Source organism: Bradyrhizobium sp. SZCCHNR1053 (assembly GCF_032381235.1).
In the GTDB taxonomy this organism is placed as follows: domain Bacteria; phylum Pseudomonadota; class Alphaproteobacteria; order Rhizobiales; family Xanthobacteraceae; genus Bradyrhizobium.
In genome coordinates this window covers 334,186-354,026 of sequence record NZ_JAUHJM010000003.1, presented here as the reverse complement: position 1 = coordinate 354,026, position 19,841 = coordinate 334,186, and the positions used below count along the sequence as shown (strand labels likewise).

Annotated in this window: 25 protein-coding genes; 10 read left to right on the top strand and 15 right to left on the bottom strand. The window is 66.0% G+C overall.

The window, feature by feature from the left end:
* Positions 1 to 55 precede the first annotated feature (55 nt).
* Both QX051_RS10810 and QX051_RS10805 read left to right on the top strand, forming a co-directional pair.
* Positions 56 to 1,090 carry a uroporphyrinogen decarboxylase family protein gene (locus QX051_RS10810; RefSeq protein WP_315776258.1) on the top strand — a complete coding sequence of 345 codons (1,035 nt, stop codon included), beginning with the start codon at positions 56 to 58 and terminating at the stop codon, positions 1,088 to 1,090.
* 138 nt (positions 1,091 to 1,228) lie between these two features.
* A complete protein-coding gene (locus QX051_RS10805) occupies positions 1,229 to 1,876 on the top strand; it encodes a hypothetical protein (RefSeq protein ID WP_315776093.1) in 648 nt (215 codons plus the stop codon).
* 12 nt (positions 1,877 to 1,888) lie between these two features.
* On the opposite strand, the gene QX051_RS10800 is transcribed toward QX051_RS10805, so the two are convergent.
* From QX051_RS10800 to QX051_RS10735, 14 genes are all read right to left on the bottom strand, one after another.
* Entirely contained in the window at positions 1,889 to 2,869 is a 981-nt protein-coding gene (locus tag QX051_RS10800; protein WP_315776092.1) for a PDR/VanB family oxidoreductase, read from the bottom strand.
* 10 nt (positions 2,870 to 2,879) lie between these two features.
* Positions 2,880 to 3,635, bottom strand: a complete 756-nt coding sequence (locus tag QX051_RS10795) for a GntR family transcriptional regulator (RefSeq protein WP_315738426.1) — start codon at positions 3,633 to 3,635, stop codon at positions 2,880 to 2,882.
* Positions 3,636 to 3,640: 5 nt separating this feature from the next.
* Positions 3,641 to 4,684: an aromatic ring-hydroxylating dioxygenase subunit alpha gene (locus QX051_RS10790; RefSeq protein ID WP_315738427.1), complete on the bottom strand. Its 1,044-nt coding sequence runs from the start codon at positions 4,682 to 4,684 to the stop codon at positions 3,641 to 3,643.
* A gap of 372 nt (positions 4,685 to 5,056) precedes the next feature.
* A complete protein-coding gene (locus QX051_RS10785) occupies positions 5,057 to 5,665 on the bottom strand; it encodes a nuclear transport factor 2 family protein (protein WP_315776091.1) in 609 nt (202 codons plus the stop codon).
* 1,080 nt (positions 5,666 to 6,745) lie between these two features.
* Positions 6,746 to 7,414, bottom strand: a complete 669-nt coding sequence (locus tag QX051_RS10780) for a hypothetical protein (protein ID WP_315738429.1) — start codon at positions 7,412 to 7,414, stop codon at positions 6,746 to 6,748.
* A gap of 153 nt (positions 7,415 to 7,567) precedes the next feature.
* Positions 7,568 to 8,236, bottom strand: coding sequence for a DUF1109 domain-containing protein (locus tag QX051_RS10775; protein ID WP_315738430.1), 669 nt, complete (start codon positions 8,234 to 8,236; stop codon positions 7,568 to 7,570).
* Positions 8,233 to 8,865 carry a sigma-70 family RNA polymerase sigma factor gene (locus QX051_RS10770; RefSeq protein ID WP_315738431.1) on the bottom strand — a complete coding sequence of 211 codons (633 nt, stop codon included), beginning with the start codon at positions 8,863 to 8,865 and terminating at the stop codon, positions 8,233 to 8,235. The genes QX051_RS10775 and QX051_RS10770 overlap by 4 nt, the downstream gene beginning before the upstream one ends.
* Entirely contained in the window at positions 8,855 to 9,361 is a 507-nt protein-coding gene (locus tag QX051_RS10765) for a DoxX family protein (protein ID WP_315776090.1), read from the bottom strand. The genes QX051_RS10770 and QX051_RS10765 overlap by 11 nt, the downstream gene beginning before the upstream one ends.
* Positions 9,358 to 10,143, bottom strand: coding sequence for a DNA-binding domain-containing protein (locus QX051_RS10760; protein WP_315776089.1), 786 nt, complete (start codon positions 10,141 to 10,143; stop codon positions 9,358 to 9,360). Before QX051_RS10760 ends, QX051_RS10765 begins: the two co-directional genes overlap by 4 nt.
* Positions 10,143 to 11,012 carry a DUF692 domain-containing protein gene (locus QX051_RS10755; protein ID WP_315776088.1) on the bottom strand — a complete coding sequence of 290 codons (870 nt, stop codon included), beginning with the start codon at positions 11,010 to 11,012 and terminating at the stop codon, positions 10,143 to 10,145. The genes QX051_RS10760 and QX051_RS10755 overlap by 1 nt, the downstream gene beginning before the upstream one ends.
* 53 nt (positions 11,013 to 11,065) lie before the next feature.
* Entirely contained in the window at positions 11,066 to 11,413 is a 348-nt protein-coding gene (locus QX051_RS10750) for a DUF2282 domain-containing protein (protein WP_315738435.1), read from the bottom strand.
* Between the two features lie 128 nt (positions 11,414 to 11,541).
* Positions 11,542 to 12,114, bottom strand: coding sequence for a TlpA disulfide reductase family protein (locus QX051_RS10745; RefSeq protein WP_315772083.1), 573 nt, complete (start codon positions 12,112 to 12,114; stop codon positions 11,542 to 11,544).
* 20 nt (positions 12,115 to 12,134) lie between these two features.
* Positions 12,135 to 12,479 (bottom strand): hypothetical protein, encoded by a 345-nt coding sequence (locus tag QX051_RS10740; RefSeq protein WP_315772081.1) that lies wholly within the window; start codon positions 12,477 to 12,479, stop codon positions 12,135 to 12,137.
* A 169-nt stretch (positions 12,480 to 12,648) separates the two neighbouring features.
* Positions 12,649 to 12,864 (bottom strand): hypothetical protein, encoded by a 216-nt coding sequence (locus tag QX051_RS10735; protein WP_315776086.1) that lies wholly within the window; start codon positions 12,862 to 12,864, stop codon positions 12,649 to 12,651.
* A 272-nt stretch (positions 12,865 to 13,136) separates the two neighbouring features.
* Between QX051_RS10735 and QX051_RS10730 the strand changes: the two genes are divergently transcribed.
* From QX051_RS10730 to QX051_RS10710, 5 genes are all read left to right on the top strand, one after another.
* Positions 13,137 to 13,616: a VOC family protein gene (locus QX051_RS10730; protein WP_315755474.1), complete on the top strand. Its 480-nt coding sequence runs from the start codon at positions 13,137 to 13,139 to the stop codon at positions 13,614 to 13,616.
* Positions 13,617 to 13,807: 191 nt separating this feature from the next.
* The gene (locus QX051_RS10725) at positions 13,808 to 14,101 is read left to right on the top strand and encodes a hypothetical protein (RefSeq protein ID WP_315776085.1); all 294 of its coding nucleotides are present in this window, start codon (positions 13,808 to 13,810) and stop codon (positions 14,099 to 14,101) included.
* A 304-nt stretch (positions 14,102 to 14,405) separates the two neighbouring features.
* On the top strand, positions 14,406 to 14,771 hold the full coding sequence (locus tag QX051_RS10720; RefSeq protein ID WP_315738441.1) for a hypothetical protein: 366 nt from the start codon (positions 14,406 to 14,408) through the stop codon (positions 14,769 to 14,771).
* A 73-nt stretch (positions 14,772 to 14,844) separates the two neighbouring features.
* The gene (locus QX051_RS10715) at positions 14,845 to 15,651 is read left to right on the top strand and encodes a sensor histidine kinase (protein WP_315776084.1); all 807 of its coding nucleotides are present in this window, start codon (positions 14,845 to 14,847) and stop codon (positions 15,649 to 15,651) included.
* Positions 15,642 to 16,013 (top strand): signal transduction histidine kinase, encoded by a 372-nt coding sequence (locus QX051_RS10710; protein WP_315776083.1) that lies wholly within the window; start codon positions 15,642 to 15,644, stop codon positions 16,011 to 16,013. Before QX051_RS10715 ends, QX051_RS10710 begins: the two co-directional genes overlap by 10 nt.
* 19 nt (positions 16,014 to 16,032) lie before the next feature.
* On the opposite strand, the gene QX051_RS10705 is transcribed toward QX051_RS10710, so the two are convergent.
* Positions 16,033 to 16,953 carry a LysR family transcriptional regulator gene (locus tag QX051_RS10705; RefSeq protein ID WP_315776082.1) on the bottom strand — a complete coding sequence of 307 codons (921 nt, stop codon included), beginning with the start codon at positions 16,951 to 16,953 and terminating at the stop codon, positions 16,033 to 16,035.
* A 135-nt stretch (positions 16,954 to 17,088) separates the two neighbouring features.
* Between QX051_RS10705 and QX051_RS10700 the strand changes: the two genes are divergently transcribed.
* The 3 genes from QX051_RS10700 to QX051_RS10690 all read left to right on the top strand — a co-directional run bounded on the left by QX051_RS10700 (position 17,089) and on the right by QX051_RS10690 (position 19,755).
* On the top strand, positions 17,089 to 18,369 hold the full coding sequence (locus tag QX051_RS10700; protein WP_315772068.1) for a gallate dioxygenase: 1,281 nt from the start codon (positions 17,089 to 17,091) through the stop codon (positions 18,367 to 18,369).
* Between the two features lie 215 nt (positions 18,370 to 18,584).
* Positions 18,585 to 19,547, top strand: coding sequence for a PDR/VanB family oxidoreductase (locus tag QX051_RS10695; protein WP_315776081.1), 963 nt, complete (start codon positions 18,585 to 18,587; stop codon positions 19,545 to 19,547).
* A gap of 4 nt (positions 19,548 to 19,551) precedes the next feature.
* A complete protein-coding gene (locus tag QX051_RS10690; RefSeq protein WP_315776080.1) occupies positions 19,552 to 19,755 on the top strand; it encodes a hypothetical protein in 204 nt (67 codons plus the stop codon).
* Positions 19,756 to 19,841 lie beyond the last annotated feature (86 nt).

The window sequence follows — 19,841 nt, the reverse complement described above, 5'->3', positions numbered from 1 at the left end:
TGCCTGCTATCATATCAAAGGTTGAGTCGGACCCGCGGGAGAGCATTGCGTGAATATGCCTCGACATCTCCTGCCGACCACCGTGGTCGGAAGCTACCCGCAGCCGGATTGGCTGGTCGATCGCGCAATGCTGTCGAAGTCCGTTCCCCGCATTCGCATGCAGGGCATGTGGCGCATCCCCCGGCCGCTGCTCGACGACGCCCAGGACGATGCGACCATTGTCGCGATCCACGACATGGAACAGGCCGGGATCGACATCGTGTCGGATGGCGAGATCCGGCGCGAAAGCTACTCCAACCGGTTCGCGACTGCGCTCGACGGCGTCGATGCCGACAATCCCGCCATCATCATCTCGCCGTCCGGGATCAAGACGCCGGTGCCGCGCGTCGTCGGCCCGATCCGGCGGACACAGCCGGTCGAGCTGCGTGACATGGAGTTCCTCCGCCGTAACACCAAGCATGCCGCCAAGATCACCCTGCCCGGGCCGTTCACATTGAGCCAGCAAGCCCAGGACGACTTCTACGGTGACGACGAGGCGCTCGCGATGGCCTTCGCCGACGTCGTCAATGCCGAGGCCCGCGACCTGCAACGCGCCGGCGCCGACGTCATCCAGCTCGACGAGCCCTGGGTCCGCAACAATCCGCAGGCGGCGCGGCGCTATGCCGTCAAGGCGATCAACCGGGCGCTCGATCATATTACGGTGCCCACCATCGTTCACGTTTGCTTCGGTTATGCCGCCATCGTGCCGGGCTCCAGCAAGCCGAGCGGATATGCGTTCCTGGCCGAGCTTGCCGATTGCCACGCCGCGCAGATCGCGATCGAGGCGGCGCAGCCGCGTCTCGACCTCGGCGTTCTCAAAGATCTCTCGACCAAGACCATCGTGCTCGGCGTCCTCGATCTCGGCGATGCCGAGGTCGAGCCGGTCGCGGTCGTCGCCGAGCGCATCCGCAACGGCCTCAAAGTGGTGGCGCCGGAGCGGCTGGTCGTGGCGCCGGACTGTGGCATGAAATATCTGCCGCGTGCGACCGCCTTCGGGAAATTGAAGGCGATGTGTGGGGCGGCGGCGCGGGTGCGCGAAGAGCTCGCCTGAAAGCCCAATGTGGCAGATGCGGCGCATGTCGGGCGCGACGCTCCACGATGGCGCCACCCTGCAAACCCATTTCCGGAATAAGGCAGCCGGCGAGCGCGAGGAGTCGGCTGGCCCGATCTCGTCGCAAGGGAGGCTCCGATGGCCGTCTGCATCACGTCGAGACATGTCGCCGGTGCGATCGGCATGCTTGCCGGCGCAGCGTTGAGCGGGACCGCGATGGCCGATCCGCTCGACGACATCATGGGCGGCCTGATGCGCGACGCGCGCAGCTCGTTTGCGCGGATGGTGCCGATCGGGCTCGTACCGACCATGCCATCGCTCCAGCCACCTCCCATCCAGCAGCCAACGGCACTCCCACCATCCTCTCCGCCCGCGCTCCCGCCACAGGCTCAGACCGTCAAGCCGCAGGCCGCGGCGAAACCACTGCGCCCCCGGCCGCCGCTCAGTCCCGCCGCGACGACGCTGGCGGCTGCCCATGCAGCCGAGACGGTCGCCGACGCCAATCTCGATGCGGCGCTGGCGGCCAACGAGAAGGCCATTTCCGACCGCGACGCGGCGGAGGCGCTGGCGAAGGCCAATCCCACCGCTACCAACATCGCGGCGGCCAAGGCCGCGGCCGAGGCCGCCTACATCGCGGAGGCCAACCTCACCGACGCGCTGCTCGCCGACAAGGACGCCGACGCGCGCCTCAAGGCGGCGCGGGCCGCTCTTGCCGCGGAGCAGAGCGGCCGGAGACCGGCCGCCAAGCCGCAGGAAGCGATGCCGGTCAGCCTCGCCGACAAGTAGCCGGCATCGCGCTCACAGCGCGTCGGCTCGTTCCATCGTATCGATCGTGACCACGCCATGGGCGCGCGACACGCAGGCGCAGAGCTTGCGGTTGTCGTGCTTCTGCTCGGCGCTGAAGAACACGTCGCGATGATCGATCTCGCCCTCGACCTCGACCACGTCGACCGCGCAGACGCCGCACTCGCCGCGCCGGCAATCCGCCATGACCTCATGGCCGGCGACATTCAGCACGTCGAGCATCGAGCGGTCGCGCGGCACCACGATTTCCTCGCCGCTGCCACGCAGCCGGACCTTGAACGGCTCGGTCGACAGCCGGCCGCTCGATCCGAACGTCTCATAGCTGAGATCGGCGGGAGCGCGGCCGCACGCCGCCCACGCGCTGCGCGCGGCATCCAGCATCCGCATCGGTCCGCAGAACAGCACGGCTGCTCCGGACGGCAGACTCGAAAACAGACCGGGCAGGTCCAGCCGCTGCGACTGGTCTGCGGCATACACCGCGAGCCGGTCGCCGAGCAGCGCCGAGAGCTCATCGACGTAGGCCGCCTCGTCCTGCGATCGCACCGCGTAATGCAGCGAGACGTTCGGCGTCTTGCGGAGCAGCGCGTGCGCGGCCCCAACCAGCGGCGTGATGCCGATGCCGCCGGCCACCAGACAATAATGCGGCCGCTGCCAGTCGACCTGCAGCAGCGAGGTCGGGCTCGCCACATCCAGCCGCGCACCGGGCTGCAGCGACCACAGATAGCGCGACCCGCCGCGGGAATCCTCGGCGAAGCGCACAGCGATCCGGTAGCCACGCGGATCCGCCTCGCCGACCAGCGAATAGGAGCGGACATCGGGCTGGCCGGCGGCGAGAACGCCGACCTTGATGTGGCTGCCAACCGCATAGGGCGCGCAGACATAGCCGTCGGGCCGCAGAATGAATTCGCGGATGCCCGGCGCGACGTCGCGTGTCGAGACCAGGGTCGCAGGCGACCAATTGTCCTGGAATCGCATGATCGCCTCCTCAGCCGTTGGTCTGCGTCTTGATCAGCACCGCCGCCGGCACGAGGTCCATCGGACCACGCGCCTTCACGGCCAGCCGCAGGTTGCGGGCGGCAAGCCGGGCATGCTCGCGCATGATCCCCTCGGCGCGCGCGCCCTCGCGGTTCTCGATCGCGTCGATGACGATGCGGTGATGCTCCTGTGCGACCACCAGGATGTGACGCGCCTCGGGGAGCGCCGATTGCGCCATCACGAAGCCGCTTGGCGAGGCGAACGGCAGCGCGCTGGCGCGGTCGACCTGGCGGATCACGGGCGGACTGCGCGACAATTCGGCCAGCAAGGCATGAAAGCGCGCATTCAGCGCCACATAGGCCGAGAACCCATCGAACGAGAGCTCGGCGGGCGCGATGAGCTCGTCGATCTGGGCGAGGCATTCGCGCATCGGCTCGGTGTCGCGCACGGACACGCCGCGCTCGGCGGCGAGCCGCGCCGCCAGTCCTTCCATCGTGCCGCGCACCTCGATGGAGTCGAGCACGTCACGCTCGGAGAACGACTTCACCATGAAGCCGCCGGACGGAATGGCCTCGAGCAGCCCCTCCTCCTCCAGCCGCACCAGCGCCATCCGCACCGGCGTGCGCGAGACGCCGGCGGCCTCGACCGCCTGCAGCTCGGAGATGCGCTCGCCAGGGCGCAAGCCGCCGGTGAGAATCAGGTCGCGCAAAGTGAGCTGCGCACGGACGGTCTGCGAGATCGAGCGCTCGCTGTCACGCTCAGCCATTCCATTTACTCCGCGGCTTCGCGCAGCGGCGTTTCGCGCGCGATCATCCGATCGATGATCCGTCGTGCCCACATTGCGCCTGCATCGATGTTGAGGTTGTAGAAAACGCGTCCTGGATTCTCGTCCATCGCACGCTGCTGCGCTTCCAGGATCAGCTCGTCCTCGCGGAAGATGCCCGACACGCCCTCGCGAATCTCCGTCGTCAGCCGCTGCTCGGAAAGCTGGTAGTTGCGGGCGAACGCCCAGAAATAGTGGCAGGTCTTGTCGGTCTCCGGCGTGATGGTGTTGAGCACCATGCCGTTGACGCCCTGCGAGCGGTCGCCCTCCGGCGCGCCCGTCCCGGTCGGGGCGACGCCGACGTCGATCGTCACCGTGCACGGCGCCTCGAAGCGGATGATCTGCCAGCGGTCGACGAGACCGGGCTTGCCGAGCTGCTTCGCCCAGAACGGCGGCGGCTCGATGCCGCGCATCCAGCGCGTCACGGTCGCGGTGCGCTCGCCATGGGTGACGTCGAACGGCGCTTCCGCCACCGCGTCGTTGCCGATCGACGAGCCGTGCACGAAGGTCTCGTGCGTGAGATCCATCAGATTGTCGACCACCAGCCGGTAGTCGCATTTGACGTGGATGGTCTTGCCATCGCCGGCCCAGGCCGGATCGTGATTCCAGTGCATGTCGGGAATGGTCGCGGGATCGGCCAGCGCCGGATCGCCCATCCACAGCCAGATGAACCGATGCCGCTCGACCGCCGGATAGGCCCGCACGCAGGCCGAGGGGTTGATGGTCTCCTGCGAGGGCATGAACGTGCAGCGGCCCTGCGGGCTGAACTTCAAGCCGTGATAGCCGCAAACGACAGTATCGCCTTCCAGCCGCCCCTTGGACAGCGGCACCAGCCGGTGCCAGCAGGCATCTTCGAGCGCGGCGATGGTGCCGTCGGCCTTACGGTACATCACGACGTGCTTGCCGCAGATCGTCCGCGGCAGCAGGGCCTGCTTGACCTCGGCGTCCCAGGCAGCGGCGTACCAGGCATTCATCGGAAAAGAAGCGGCCATGGCGTGTCCTCGTGTCGGTATACGTCCAACTGACCGCTGTATACAATAAATGGGAGACAAGGCGCAAGTTCCGCCTGTTCCATGTCCACATCTGCCATCTCTGTATACAAAACACCTTCTCAGCCGCGCGACGGTTCCGCCAGAAGGAACGAAGCTGACAGACAATCCTTTCTAATTCAGTGACTTGCGTTGATTCCTCGCCGGTCCTCGACCAGATGTCACCCGTTCGGCTTCGGTCTTCGCCGCCCAGCGAGCGCTCGATCCCTTGGCATCTTTGCCTGGCAATGGGACCACAGGCACGAGGGATCAGCCGCCCCCACGGCGAGAGCAGATCCCGCAGGCACGCGGCGCCAGCGAGGCAGGGTTCGACGATCACGAGTGCTCGCCCCGAAGCCACGCGGCGCCGCGTGCATAGAGCGCTTCGACTTCCGGCCCCTTCAGCCCGGGCATGTCGCGCTTCACCGTGTAGCCGATGCGCGTCTGCAGATAGGCGAGATGCCGATACCCCACGGGAAACTGCTCGAGCAGCGCACGATCCAGCGCCGGCACCGCGCCGGGTGTCACCGGGTCCATGCGATCCTTCTCATAGATCGGCTGGCGCAGCACGATGCCCCATTTGCCCGCGCGCTTCTCGAGAAAGTCGTAGAAGCGGCCGGTGCAGAGCACGTCGCAAACGACGCCTTCGACCTCCGCACGCTGTGAGATCGTCATCTTGGTCTGCGCGATCGCGCGGTGGCCGGCGAGATCGACCGAGATGCCGCCGAGAAAGTGCAGGATGTTCACACCCTTGGCCCAGGCCGCCTTGCTGATCTCGATGAACTCGTCGCCGGTGCCCTGCGTCCACGTCGCCATCATCCGCCCATCCGGATGCCACACCGTGCGGAAACGCTCCCAATCGCCGGCATCGCGCCAGATCGCCCAGTTCTGCAACAGCTCGCGGATCTGACGGTCGTCCTCGATTTCGGCGGCGGTCTTGGTCATGTGCATTTCCTCCGTGTTGTGCGGCTGCTGGATACATGGATCGGAGCAGCGCTGCAAAACTCACATTGCTGGTGATGAAGTCCAAAGCGCGCCAAGCATTCAGTGTCGTCCCGGGCAAGTCCGACAACGCGGAGCGTTGCCGGACGCCGACCCGGGATCCATACGCCGCGGCGGATGCAGCTGGGCGAGAATGGTCGACCATCGTGCCTCGCACATCTCCTTGGGGTTATGGATCCCGGATCGGCGCGCGCGTTGCGCGCTTGTCCGGGACGACAGTTGAGTAAATGTCGACACCTTCGGCCTCATCACGGAGGCGAAGTGATAAGCATCTTTCATCCCGCGGCACGTCGTGCCCGGGTGATGCAGCATCCGTGTCCCTCCTGATCATGAGAGGGCGCGAGGAAGGCCGGACCTCGGCTGAGGCCCGTGGCCCGCCTGCTCAAAAGAATGCAGGCGGCAGGTACCACAGGTACAGCCGGACAGACCCGGCCTTCCCCGCGCGACGGTGTTAACGGTGTCCTTCGTGCTCTCCCTGGGGATCGGCTTTCTTGCCCCCATCGCCCGCGCGTGCCGTCAAGCAACGCTCACGGACTTGACCTCAGCGTCGAGAGGCCAGGACCACACGACTTCGCCGTACGTAACCACTGCGCTCGTCGGCACAGCCATCACGTCCATCGCAGCCCACCTCCACGTTCGTGACGACGCGTACGTCCCTCTGCTCGAGGCGGGTTGCGCCGACATAAGCACAGTTTCTGAAAAACAGCAATCAAAATCTTTCCAATCGGCAGGCCGCCTGCCCCGAAACAGCGCGAGAAGCTCATCGTTCGGCCGTTCGGTCGCTCCTAAGGCCTTTCCCCTGAACGACCAAAGCGATCGCATTTGCATCGTTGATGTCCGCAGCCGTTGCTGAGCTCTCATGGTCCGAGGCCGCGGCGGGGGTCTCAGAGGACGGCCACAGGCGCTGCCAGCACTGCGCTCTTGTCCATCTGCGATCCCCCTCCCCCACAGCCGTGCATGATGGCCTACGAATCGTCGGGTCACCTCGCCGGCCTTGCCATCATGCGCCAGCTCTCTGACCGCCTATTCCGGAATCCGTGCGATCAGCTGATGATGGGCATTGACGCCGATGTCGCCGCGCTGCGCGCCATGAGCCGCACCGTCGCTGTGATAGACGAGCAGCACGGCGTTGTCGTGGGTCAGAGGCTGCGGCGCCATGATCGTCAGCTTGGCCTTGCCATCTGCGCTGGCCACGAAGTCGTTGGTCGTGGCAGTGCCGTCGAGCGGCGTGAAGCCGACAGGCTTCTGGTCGAAATGGTTTTCGAACAGGCTGTAATGGCCGCCCGGCTTCAGATGATCGAAGCTCATGGCAATCTCGACCTTGCCGCCAGCCGCCGGCGTGAGCGTCACGCTGCCGCTCGCCGCCAGCCAGTCGCCGAGCGTAAAGCCGATCGCCTCTCCCTTGGCATTGGAGATTGCAACGGTCATCGCATCCTGATCGATGAACGCTGGCCGGAAGCCGGCGACATGCGAGATGTTCTGCGGCCCGACGGCGACCGGCGCTGCCGCGTCCGCGACGAAGGCATGGGGATCGACCGACTTCGGCTGCTTTGTCTCGGCCGAGAAGAATGCAGCATGCGTGACGAAGGTCAGATGGCTTGCATCGGCCGCCATGCTGGGGCCGGAGGCAGCGAATGACGCGAGCAGCAGCACCGGGCCGGCCCACGAGATCAGATTCTTCGATCGTTGCATCGTCCTATTCTCCTGGCGCCGCGTGCATGTCGACGCGCGCGATGCGCGTCCTGGCGGGCCTGCCCGCGCCGAAGCCCTGCTGGCTGTTCGCTTCGAACGCGACAAAGGTTACGCCCGCTGCCGCCCATGTTCGTGGCGCGCAGCACTGCGAGCTCAGTCCTGGGCAAAGACGCGTGGCGCGATCGAGAGGAACATGCGGCGGCCAAACAGGGCGGCCACCCCCATGAGCAGGACCGCCGTTCCGACGTTCCACATCAGGATCATCACCGAGGCGTCGATGGTATGGAACAGCGCGAGCGCCGTCGACGTGATCGCAGAGACGGCGAGGCTTCCCATCAGAGCGACCATGGTGGGACGAAGCCGCGCGGCATAGCGCAGCATCACCAGCAAGGCCAGCGACAGCGGCAGACTCGTCACCGCGAGCGTCGTGAAGCAGCGCGCCGCTTCGCCCGGACTCATGCCGTCGGGACCGATCGAGACCCAGTCCGTCAGACACTGATAGCCGATGTTGGACAGCCAGAGCGCAAGCGCCGGCAGCGGCAGGAGCATCCAGAGTCGCGAGCGGTCGGGAAGACTGATCAGGAACGCCGCGATCACCGCCAGCACGCCGGTCAGGATCGATCCCAGCAGGCTGGTGACGAAGGGCGCATCGTGCAGGCGCTGCGCCAGATCCGGACGGATCCCCTGGTTGACGGCGAGCAACGCCACGATGGCGGCTGCTCCCAGCAGCCAGCCGCAGGCGCGCAGCAGCGGCGGCCGCAGCCGTCTCACCGGCCGCATGTCGGTCGCAAGAGAGTCGATCAGGTCATCGGTCTTGATCATGGCTCGTTCCGCGGAATGAGCAGTTTCTGAAGGCTCTTCAGAGCGCGGTGCATGTTGACTTTCAAGGAGGTCGTGGACATTCCGGTCGCCGCCGACGCCTCCCTGAGCGACAGCTCCTTGAGCTTAAGCAGCCGCACGGCCTGTTGCTGGGCCGGCGGAAGGTTGCCGATCGCCCGCTCCAGTTCGCGGCGGTCAGGGGCCGCCTCCGCACTGGTCTCGGGCTCGGCTGCAATCTCGTGCTCCGGCGCCAGCGCGATCTCTCGCCCACGCTGGCGGACCTGCCGCCGCACCCGATCGATCAGCCGGCGGTTGGCGATGGTCACCAGCCACGGCGCGAACGGGCGCGTCGGATCATAGGTGTGGCGGATCGAATGAATGGTCAACAGCACGTCCTGCACCGCGTCCTCGATGTCGCTGCGGTCGTTGCAGCGCCGGGCCGCGAGCGAGCGCAGATACGGCGTGATCTCCTGCAGCAGTCGCTGATAGGCGACGCGGTCACCCTCCTGGGCATGCGCCATCAGGATCGCCCAATCGAGCGCCCGCCGCCCCGGCCTGACCTCGGCACGCGCCTGATGGCCGGCCGCGACGAGCCTCAGCCGCGGTGCGGGACCGCCCGGATCACCGCTCATCGGCGCCCTCCGCCTTTCGACCGAACGACGCCGCGAGATGATCGAGACTGACAGGCCCCGGCCCCAGGGCGATGATCGCAACGGCCATCGCAGCCCATGGCAGATGAAAATTGGCCCAGCCGTCGGGAACCACGAGCTGAATGATTGCGGTCATCATCAGAAGCCCGAGCGCGCTCAGCCGGGTCGCGAGCCCGGCCACGAGAAGCACGGGCAGCACGATCTCGGCCACGCCATCGAAGAACGCGAAGGCCGTAGGCCAGGGAAGATCGTAGGCCTGCCCGAACACATGCAGCTTGAACTCATCCTCGAACAGATAGGAAGCGGCCGGCGACAGCGACAGCAACCCATCCCACTTGGTCAGGCCGGATCTGAAGAACGGGACCGCCAGCGCGATCCGCAGCACCGGGGGCGCCACGGTCCCCGCCAGGCGAGCGAGCCGATCCGCGACGTCACGCACGACGACGGCGAGGGCTGGAATGGTTGCGGCCGTTCTCATGCCGTCCCCGCCATCGGCGCGAGGTCGAAGCCGATCACGGCTCCGCTGTGGATCAGGTCGTGGAGCGTTCCGGCCAGCTCGAACCGGACGTCGGCGCGCAGCGCATTCTCGAGCGCCGTCAGGACCGATCGGCCAGCCAGGAGGGCCTCGACGAAAGCGAGGCTGCCCGCGGGGATCGAGCGGACCACGACATCAGCGTCCGGACGGACGATCAGCGCGGCCTCTCCGGCGTCGAGATCTACAGGGCCAGGAATTCCTCCCGCCGTATTCATCTGCCAAATCGTGAGCGCAGGAAACGATGAGCCGACGAGCCGCAACGACGGATGAAACCGCAGGCGAAGCCCGGGCAGATCGGACGGCGCAACGGCTGCGAAGGCCGCCGGTGTGACCGGCCCGGCCTCGGCGGCGTGATAGGCCTCCGTCCAGGCGCGCTCGATCCGCGCGACATCCGCCAGATAGGGCAGCGCCGATGCCGGCGCGAAGCCGTGGATGAACGCGGCGAAGCCGGCGCCGTAATCGAGCAGGATGGGAGAGCGCGGAAGCTCGGAGACGACATAGCGGCGCGCCATGGCCTGGAAGAACTCCGCTCCGACGATGCGATGCACTGCGGGATAGGCGTCCTTCAGCGTGGCCGTCAAGCCGACCACGACGTTGTTGCGGTAGACGCCGAACCGTCGCCGGCTCGGCGTGCCGTCCGGCCCGACCAGGCCGGCGGGCACCGGCTGCTCGGGGTCGAGCAGCGCCCGCGCAAAGCTGCCAAGAGGTTCAGCAGGCGGCGGCATCACGCCACCTCCGTCACTTGCATGCGCATGATCGCCTCGGCGCGGCTGGCATCTTCCGCGAGCACCGGCCAGGGTGGCACCTCGGCGTCCCACTCGACCAGCGTCGGCACGGGGCCGATCGACCGGATGGCACGCGCATACAGCGCCCAGACCACGTCGTCGACCGGACGGTCATGGGTATCGATAAGGAGCGGCTGTCCGTGCTCGTCGGCCTCGCGCGCGTGACCGGCGAGATGGATCTGCAGCACATGCCCAAGCGGAAACGCGTCGAGATAGGAATACGGATCCCACTGCTGATTAGTTGCGGCGACGTGCACGTTGTTGACGTCGAGCAGGAGTCCGCAGCCGGTGCGGCGCGCGATCTCGGCAATGAAGGCGGGTTCGGACCAGTTGCTCTCGGCGAACGCGACATAGGTGGACGGATTTTCGAGCAGCATGCGGCGGCCGAGCGCGCTCTGCACCTCGTCGATATTGGCGCAGATGCGGTTCAGGGTTTCCGTCGTGTAAGGGACCGGAAGCAGATCGTTGAAGAACCCGGACTCGTGCGACGACCACGCGAGGTGTTCCGAGAACAATCCGGGCTCGTAGCGCGCGATCAATTGGCGGAGGCGGCCGAGATGGGCTTGGTCGAGCGGGCGATCGGCGCCGATCGACAATCCGACGCCGTGAAGCGACAGCGGATAGCGCTCGCGAATAGCCATGAGGTAGCGGTGCGGCGGTCCGCCCGCGCCCATGTAGTTCTCGGCATGCACTTCGAAGAAGCCGATGTCGGGCGATGTTTCGACGATGCAGCGGTAGTGCTCGGCCTTCAGGCCGACGCCCCCCCGTGCAGGGATCCCTGCAGCCGTCGAGAATTGCGAGCGTGACACGTGGTGGCTCCGATCAAGAAGTGAGGCGGGCCGCGCGCAGCCCGCCCGCGGCATCAGGCCTTCGGCGTGAGGCTTCCCGATCCCTTCGGGGTCTGCATCGTCGTGCAGGTGCCCTTGGGTTCGAGCTTGAAGGCATTGCCCTGATAGTCCGCCGTGCTCGTGCCCGCGCAGGTCGTGCCGGCGCCCGCGAAGCAATCGTTCTGGCCCTTCAGCGCGACGCCGAAGCACTTCTCCATCTTGCCGTCCTTCATGGCCTTCATGGTCTCGGCCTGCTTGGCCTTCATCATCTTTTCCATGTCGCCCTTGGCCATCATCTCCGCCGAGGCGGACGTCACGGCAAGCGTGCCGGCGGCGACCGCGAATGCGCCGACAATCATTGCGGACAGCGTGCGATTGGACATGCGTGTTCCTCCATTCTCAGGGTTCAGCCTGCGGACATTGCAGGCGTCTGGCGGCCATCGGCACGCCTGCACATTGGTTCGCTCGGATGCGGCGGAAGGTTACGTCGCCGCGTTCGAGATGGCGTCCCTCAATTGCGCCTGAGATAGACGAATAGATCGGCGGCCGCCGACGACGACCAATCGGCGGCGCCCTGGAGGTATCCGATGACGAGGCCCGAAGCGGAGATCAGGTAGGTGATCGGCATTCCATGGAGGATGAACGGCGCGGTCCTGCCGCTGCCGTCGCCCTGCTGGGCCACATATCCGTTCGGATCGAGGCAGATCGGCAGCGTCTTCAGCCCAAGCGACCCGACGAAACGACCGACACGGTCGCGATCGCTCCGGTCTTCGGACACCGCGACGACCTGCAGGCGATCATGGGCGACGCTGCGCGCGAGTTGATCCAGCACCGGCAGTTCGGTGCGGCAGGCCGCGCACCATGAGGCGAAGAAGTTCAGCAGGATCGGCGCGCCGCGCAGCGCGGCCAGATCGAGCGTCCCGCCCTCGAGGCGAAACAGCCTCACCGGCGGCAGGCTCTGTTGCGGCCGCAGCAAGATGAGCTGATGGCGCCCGTCCGCGAAGGCCGGCACGTCATCGTGAGGCGGCGCAGCCAGGGCGGATCCCGCGCCCGCCATGAGGACCGACAGCAGGCCGCCGGTCACATCGCGCCGGCTCGCCACGCTCATTCCGTCACCTCCTCGACGACGAGAACGGGCGACGACTGCGGCACGGCGGGACGGAATGCGATGAAGAAGAACAGCGGATTGGGTAGCCAGTACAGCCAGCCGATCGACGGCTCACGCCGGCCATCCGGAAGCCGAAGGTCCAGCCAAACGTACAAGAACTTGTAGATGCACAGCCCGGGGATCCAGTTCAGCCGAAGATGGCCCGTCTTCAGGTAGCGCCGCCGGATGTAGAGATTTCCTTCGAACGGCGTGATGCCCCAGAGTCCGACCGGCCCTTCGGCAATCACCTCGCCGCTCGGCCGGTGCGTGATGCGCACGATGCGCGGGCGTGTGATCTGCAATCGGATACCTCCGCTGATCGCTCCGGACCATGTTGTTCCGACGGTTCGATCGCGGACCTGGAAAGGTTACCTGGCAGCTTGTCACGACGGAGCGGATATCCGCGGCGCAAATCCGGCTACGGCGGCCCGAGCCTCGACTGGCCTCACGGCTGACGAATCCGGATCGAGATCACACGCCCTGCCCGATCGCAGCGTCGCCGATCACGAGCGGACCGAGACGAAGGCAGGTTCGCGTGATCAGACTCTCCAGCTTGGCCGACGTGAGCTGCTGCGACATCTTCGCGACGCAGGTGAACCCGACCGCCTCGGCGGCGCTCCCGGCTGCGAAAACGAATGCCAGCAGGACGAGCGCGTCCGATATCACGGACGGCGTGATGGCTTTCATGCAATTCCCCCTGCCGCAGGACCCGCGGCGGCAAGCCTCACGACACGTCCATACGATATGACTGCGCCAAGACCACAACCGTTGGCGGAACCGACCCGCTGCAGACCACCTGAAAAAAATCTGCTGGAAACGCCGGCCGTCGTGTCGGCATGTGCGCATGCGGACCGTCCTTGGGTCAGCCGTATCGATACGAGCTGGCTTGAGCACTCCCAAATGGCCGCCTATCCAAGGTTGAAGCGTGGCCTGCACCCGGACCGGAGAGGACCCCTGCGATGCCGACGAACAAAAACACGATCTGCCTGTGGTTCGACAAGGACGCCGAGGCGGCCGCGCGGTTCTATGCCGAGGTGTTTCCCGACAGCCACGTGGCCTCCGTGCACCGCGCGCCGGGCGACTATCCGTCCGGCAAGGCCGGCGACGTGCTGACAGTGCAATTCACGGTGTGTGGCATCCCCTGCCTCGGCCTCAATGGCGGTCCCGCGTTCACCCACAATGAATCCTTCTCGTTCCAGATCGCCACCGACGATCAGGAAGAGACCGACCGCTACTGGAACGCCATCGTTGGCCATGGCGGCCAGGAAAGCCAGTGCGGCTGGTGCAAGGACAAATGGGGCATCTCCTGGCAGATCACGCCGCGCGCACTCACCGACGCGATGGCGGCCGGCGGAGCCGAGGCCAAGCGCGTGTTCGCCGCGATGATGACGATGAAGAAGATCGACGTCGCCGCCATCGAGGCGGCGCGGCGGGGATGACCTTGCCAGCCGGAGCGCAGCATCGCCGCGCTCCGGCGTCACGGGCGCAGGCTGCCGCCACGATGGCGCGCAGGCAGCCGTTCGACGCCAGAGCCTCGGGACGAAACAAATGACGCCGCCGGGGGAACCATGGGATGGCCAGCAGATTGGTTCCATGACGCAATCCCCCCACCCGGAGACATCTCATCACCATGAAGATTCTTACGATCACTCTCGCAGTAGCCGCGAGCACATTGATGGCTGCAGCCGCCTCCGCTGCCCCGCTCACGGCCGGTATATCGGTCCTCCCGGAGAGCAGCATCCAGCAGGTTCGCCTGGTCTGCAACGCGAACGGCCGCTGCTGGCGCCAAAGCCGCGAACGCCGTGTCATCATCCGCGAAGACCGCGGCGCCTACGGCTATGGCCGGCACGAGCGGCGTGGCTATGAAGATCGTGGCGGCATCGGCATCCGCGCGCCCGGCGTGAGCGTCGGAATCGGCCGATAACACGCCCGACGTTCCGACTCATGCCAAGGCATCGCGATCAGAACTGCACATGATCCACAAATGAGCCAGGCGTCCGACGTTCGCATGTCGATGCAACGATGCTACGAACGTCGGATGAGCCGCCAGGCCAGACTCGCTCTCGCTTCAGGCGATGGCGGCGACCAGATCCTCACGACAAATAGTTTCGGGCTGGACCTCGCTATCGCGCGCGCGCACACCATATGTTGATGATCACCGCGCGTCCCCCGGCTGCCATCGGTGACTGAGAGCCATACGCTCCCGCCGCGACCAGAAGGCGGACAGCATGTCGAAAACTTCGAACACCTCTTCGAACACCACCACGTCCAGTGCGCGCGTGGTTGGTGCGACCGCTCCTGGCGCCGCCATTCTTTGGGCTGCTGATCGTCGCCGCGATTCTGATCCGGTGGCCGCCGTTCGCAGCGGGGCGCTTGCGCCAGTTCACCCCGACAAGCCCTCCGAGCCGGCCAAGCGAGAGCGGTCATCGCTGCACGCGACACTCGCCACCAGGGCGGAGAATGCGTTGGAGACGGCGGGCCTGATGCAGCAGGGCGGCGAGCGCGCTGCCGCGATCAGGAAGGCGACCATCCTCGCAAACGCCGCCGAGATACTCGGGCATTTCAACGGAAGTGTCCGCTCGCGAACGAAGTGACGCTGGGGCGGCCTGCTCCTGCGTACCATCGTGCCCTCCGAGGGCGGCATCCGGTACAAGGACATGTCAGCCAATGCTCGAGATCAACCTCACCACAGAGCCTCCTCACGGCACGGTCGTGGATCCCGACTTTCTGCTGACGGAAATCATCGGGCTGAAGCGCCTGCTCGTCGAGGCCGAGAGCAATGCCAAGACCCGGTCCGAGCAGGCCGAAATCGAGGCGAGAGAACGCGAGACGGCGAGCAGGCTGCAAAAGCTCATTCTCGAGGAGCTGCACCATCGCATCAAGAATACGCTCGCGACCGTCACCGCCATCGTCTCCCAGAGCCTCCGCAACGTGCCGGCGACCAAGGATGCACAGCATGCCATCTCCGGGCGGCTCCTGGCCCTCGGACGGGCACACGATCTCCTCCTGCAAGCGAAATTGTCCAGCGGCGATCTCCGCACGGTGATCCGTACGTCCGTCCAGGCCTTCGACACGCCCGACGACTCACGCTTTGCGATCACCGGGCCCGACGTGCTGGTGACGCCGGATGCCGTCATCGCCATCGCGATGACGCTCAACGAGCTGTGCACGAACGCCCTGAAGTTCGGTGCGCTGTCCGTGCCGGAAGGACGCGTCGATCTGCTGTGGACCGTCGACCAACGCCGGGTCCGCTTCGCCTGGACCGAAAGAAACGGCCCGGTCGTTCAACAGCCCGCCAGCCGAAGCTTCGGAACCCGGCTGATCGAAACGCTCGGCGTGCAGCTCGGCGGCGAGGTTCAGTTGAACTATGCGCCGTCAGGGCTCTCCTACACGTTCGACGCGCCGATCGCCGTTCTCGACTCTCCCGTGAGACCGCCGATGCACGCAACAGAAAGGGATCTCCGATGTCGCTGAGCCAATTTAGCGTCGATGAGCAGCCGCATACGATGGACGGATTGCGCCTGCTCGCCCAGGATGGCGCCATCGGCGTCGAGGCCTTCGTCAGCCGCAAGGTGATGGACATCTGGGCCGAGTCGATCGAGCACACGGGCGGCCGGCAGAGCCTGTTTCGTGTCCAATACAATGCGCTGGGACAATTGAACCTTGCTACGATCGAGCGGATCGTGAGCAGGAAATATCGGCGCGGCGCCGCATCCAACCGTCAGCATCCCTTCATCGAGGTGTTGTTCTCGGATATCGCCGACAGCGGTGAAACGCTCGATCTGAGCGAGCTGGTGCGAGAGCCATTGCCGCCGTCGTTCCATCGGCTTGCGTGAGACAGGCGGACGGCGCACCTCAGGTCTGACCGATCAGGGTGTGCGCGGACGCGGCGCAGATCTCCTCGAGGAAGTCGAGGAAGGCGCGGGCGCGCGAGGAGATCAGCTTGCGGCTCGGAAAGATCGCGGTCAACTGGGCGGCGCGAGTGTCGAACGCGACCCCCCTGCCGATCTCGACCAGCCGGCCCTCGCCGAGCAGCTCGACGCAATAGTGCTCCGGCAGAAAGGAAATGCCGGCGCCGTGGGCGACGGCGCGGCGCACCGCGAGCGGATTGTTGATGCGGGCGACATGCGCACCGACGTCGAAGCGGACGAGATGGCCGTGCTGCTTGATCGTCAGGGTGCGATCGCCATAGCGCCGCTCGCAGATCATGAGATGGCGCTCCAGCGCGCGGACGTCGTCGCCGATGTCGTGCGCGGCGAGATAGGCGGGGCTGGTCACCCAGATCAGGCGGCCGCCGATCAGCACCTTCTGCGCCAGCTCGGAATTCTCCTGCACGCCGACCACGACCGCAATGTCGAAGCGGTCGGCCAGCATGTCGATCGCCCGCGTGGTCGCCTCGACATCGAGCTCGATGCGCGGATAGCGGCGGTGGAATTCGGCGAGCTGCGGGGCCAGGATCTCCTCGCAGAATGCCGGCGGCAGCGCCACGGACAGTCGGCCGCTGGGCACGCCGACCAGCCCGGTCATGACCGCGTCGGCCTCAGAGACCTGATCCAGGATCTTCTGACATTGCTGGAAGAACAGCTCGCCCTCGCGGGTCACCCGGACGCGCCGCGAGTTGCGGTCGAACAGCCGGATGCCGAGATCCTGCTCGAGCCGGGCGACCGATTTGCTGACCGAGGATTTCGGCATGCCCAGGGACCGCGAGGCGCCGGTCATGCCGCCGGTCGCGACCACCGCATGGAACACCGGAATGTCCTCGATCCGCCATTTCATCCTAGAGCCGCTCGTTCATCGAGAGAAACGATCCGTGCACGTTAGCATGATTGTCTAGCATGGGAAACTTCGTAAGGTCCGTCGCAGCACGGCCGCGGGTCACAGTCCAGGGCGGCCCATTTCGCGGAGGGACACTTGGCCCGGATCATCGGCGGCATCGGCGCCTCGCACTCGCCCACCATCGGCTTCGCACTCGACACCAACAAGCAGAACGACCCGGCCTGGAAGCCGATCTTCGACGGCTTCGCAGTCGTGCGCGACTGGGTGAAGCAGAAGGACATCGACGTCCTGTTCATGATCTACAATGATCACATCACCTCGTTCTTCTTCGATCACTACTCCGCCTTCGCGCTCGGCATTGACGACCGCTATATCGCCGCCGACGAAGGCGGCGGACCGCGCGACGTGCCGCCGGCGAAGGGCCACCTCGGCCTGTCGCAGCACATCGCGATGGCGATGATGGCGGACGAGTTCGACATGTCGTTCTTCCAGGGCAAGCCGGTCGATCACGGCCTGCTGTCGCCGCTATCGATGATGGGCGATGCCAGCGGCCCGTGGCCGGGCATGGTGGTGCCGCTGCAGGTCGGCGTGCTGCAGCTGCCGATTCCCAATGCGAAGCGGATGTGGAAGCTCGGCAAGACCCTGCGCAAGGCGATCGAGAGCTATCCGGAAGACCTGAAAGTGGCGATCTTCGCCACCGGCGGGCTGTCGCACCAGGTTCACGGCGAGCGCGCCGGCTTTCTCAACGAAGACTGGGACAACGAATTCCTCGATCTGCTGGAGAACGACCCGGAGCAGCTGACGGCGATGCGCATCGCCGACTACGCGGTCAAGGGCGGCATGGAAGGCGCCGAGGTCATCATGTGGCTGATCATGCGCGGTGCGCTCTCGGACAGTGTGAGGCTCGTGCACAAGCAGACCTACGCACCGTCGGTGACCAACATCGCCACGCTGGTGTTCGAGGATCTCGGCGGCGCGCCCGACCCGCAGGAGGTCGCGGCCTATCGCGCACACATCGGCCATGAGCTCGCGGGCGCGGAGATGCTGACCGGCACCTACCCGTTCACCCATGGCCGCAGCCAGGCCAATTTCCGCATCAACGACTTCCTGCACCGGCTCGTCATCCCCGCGCATCGCAAGAGATTCGTTGAGGAATTCGACGCACTGGCGGACGAGCACCGTCTCACGGACGAGGAGCGCGAGCTCATCAAGAACCGCCGCTGGATCGAGATGATCCGACGCGGCGTCAGCTTCTTCGTGCTGGAGAAGATGGCCGCCGTGATCGGCGTCTCCAACCCGGAGGTCTATGCGGCGTTTCGCGGCGAGACGCTGGAAGCCTTTCTGAAGACCCGCAAGGTGCCGATGCGCTACTCCGTCGCCGGCGGCGCCAAGGCGGACGCGATCGACGCCCATTGACATTGGCACGGACGACCGGCGCCGCCGCCCCGCAGCGGCGACGCAGATCATGTCTCCGGCAGGTTGATGCCGCGCGCCTTGACCCAGCGCTCCAGGAGCTTGCGCTCATCGCAGCATGCACAAGCAGAAAAGCCGCCGCGCCTCGCGGCGAACGCCGCTTGGCCCTCCCCTTGCATCGGCCTCTCATGAGCCGGTTCGCAAGATGGAGTTGTCAGATGTCCGACAGCCTGCACACCGTCGTCGTGGCCAGGAAGGCCATCGAGGCGCACAACATGGCCTCATTCGAACTCGTCCCGGCGGACGATCAGCCGCTGCCGGGCTTCACCCCCGGCAGCCATATCGACGTCACCCTGCCGAACGGACTCACACGGCAATATTCGCTGCTGAACAGCGCCGCCGAACGCAATCGCTACTGCATCGGCGTGTGGAAGGATGCCAACAGCCGCGGCGGCTCCAAGGCGCTGCATCTCGATATCAACGAAGGCGACAAGCTGCAGGTCAGCCGCCCACGCAACCGCTTCAAGATCCCGAAGGACACCAAGCGCGCGCTGCTCGTGGCGCGCGGCATCGGCGTCACGCCGATCCTGTCGATCGCGGACACGCTGAAGGCGAAGAACATCCCGTTCGAGCTGCACTACGTGTTCGCGCTGATGTCGCCGGATTCGTTCCGTAGCACCATCGAGGCCTCGGCCTTCGTCGAAGATACGACATACTACAAGGAAGCCACTGAGGACAATCAGCTGCTGAAGGCCGCCGAGCTGCTGGCCGACCGGCCCGACGACACCCAGCTGTTCATCTGCGGCGTCGACTGGTGGATGGATCCGATCGTCGCGCTGGCCAAGCAGAAGGGCTTTGCCGAGGAGCGCATCCATGTCGAGCGCTTCACCGCGAAGGCGGCCGCGGCGCTACTCGACAAGGTGTTCGACGTCACCATCAAAAGCACCGGCGCGACCTTCAAGATCCCCGGCGACAAGACCGTGACCGCGTTTCTCGAGGAGAACGGCGTCAAGATCGCAACCTCCTGCGAGCAGGGCCTATGCGGCACCTGCAAGACCAGGGTCGTCGAGGGCGAGGTCGACCATCGCGACAAGCGCCTGTCGGCGGCGCAACGCGCCGAAGGCTACTTCCTGCCCTGCGTATCGCGCGGCAAGGGCGACCGGCTGGTGCTGGATCTCTAGCACCGTGACGACCGAGACCGATCTGTGGCAGACCGCGTGGATCATCGCGCAACAGCATGGGACCGACGGGCCTGCGTTCGCGGCCCGCATGGCCGACGGCTTCAGGCTCGGCCACAAGGTCGCCGCGCATCGGGCGTGGCTGTCGATCGCGGCCAAGGTCGCCGTGCTGATCGACGACAGCGCATCGGGCACCACGCACCGGCATTGATATGTCGAGAAGCGGACAGTTCTGATCGCGCTGTTCAGAATCGGACACGCTGTGTCGGCGCGTCATTCCGGGGCGACGCGCAGCGG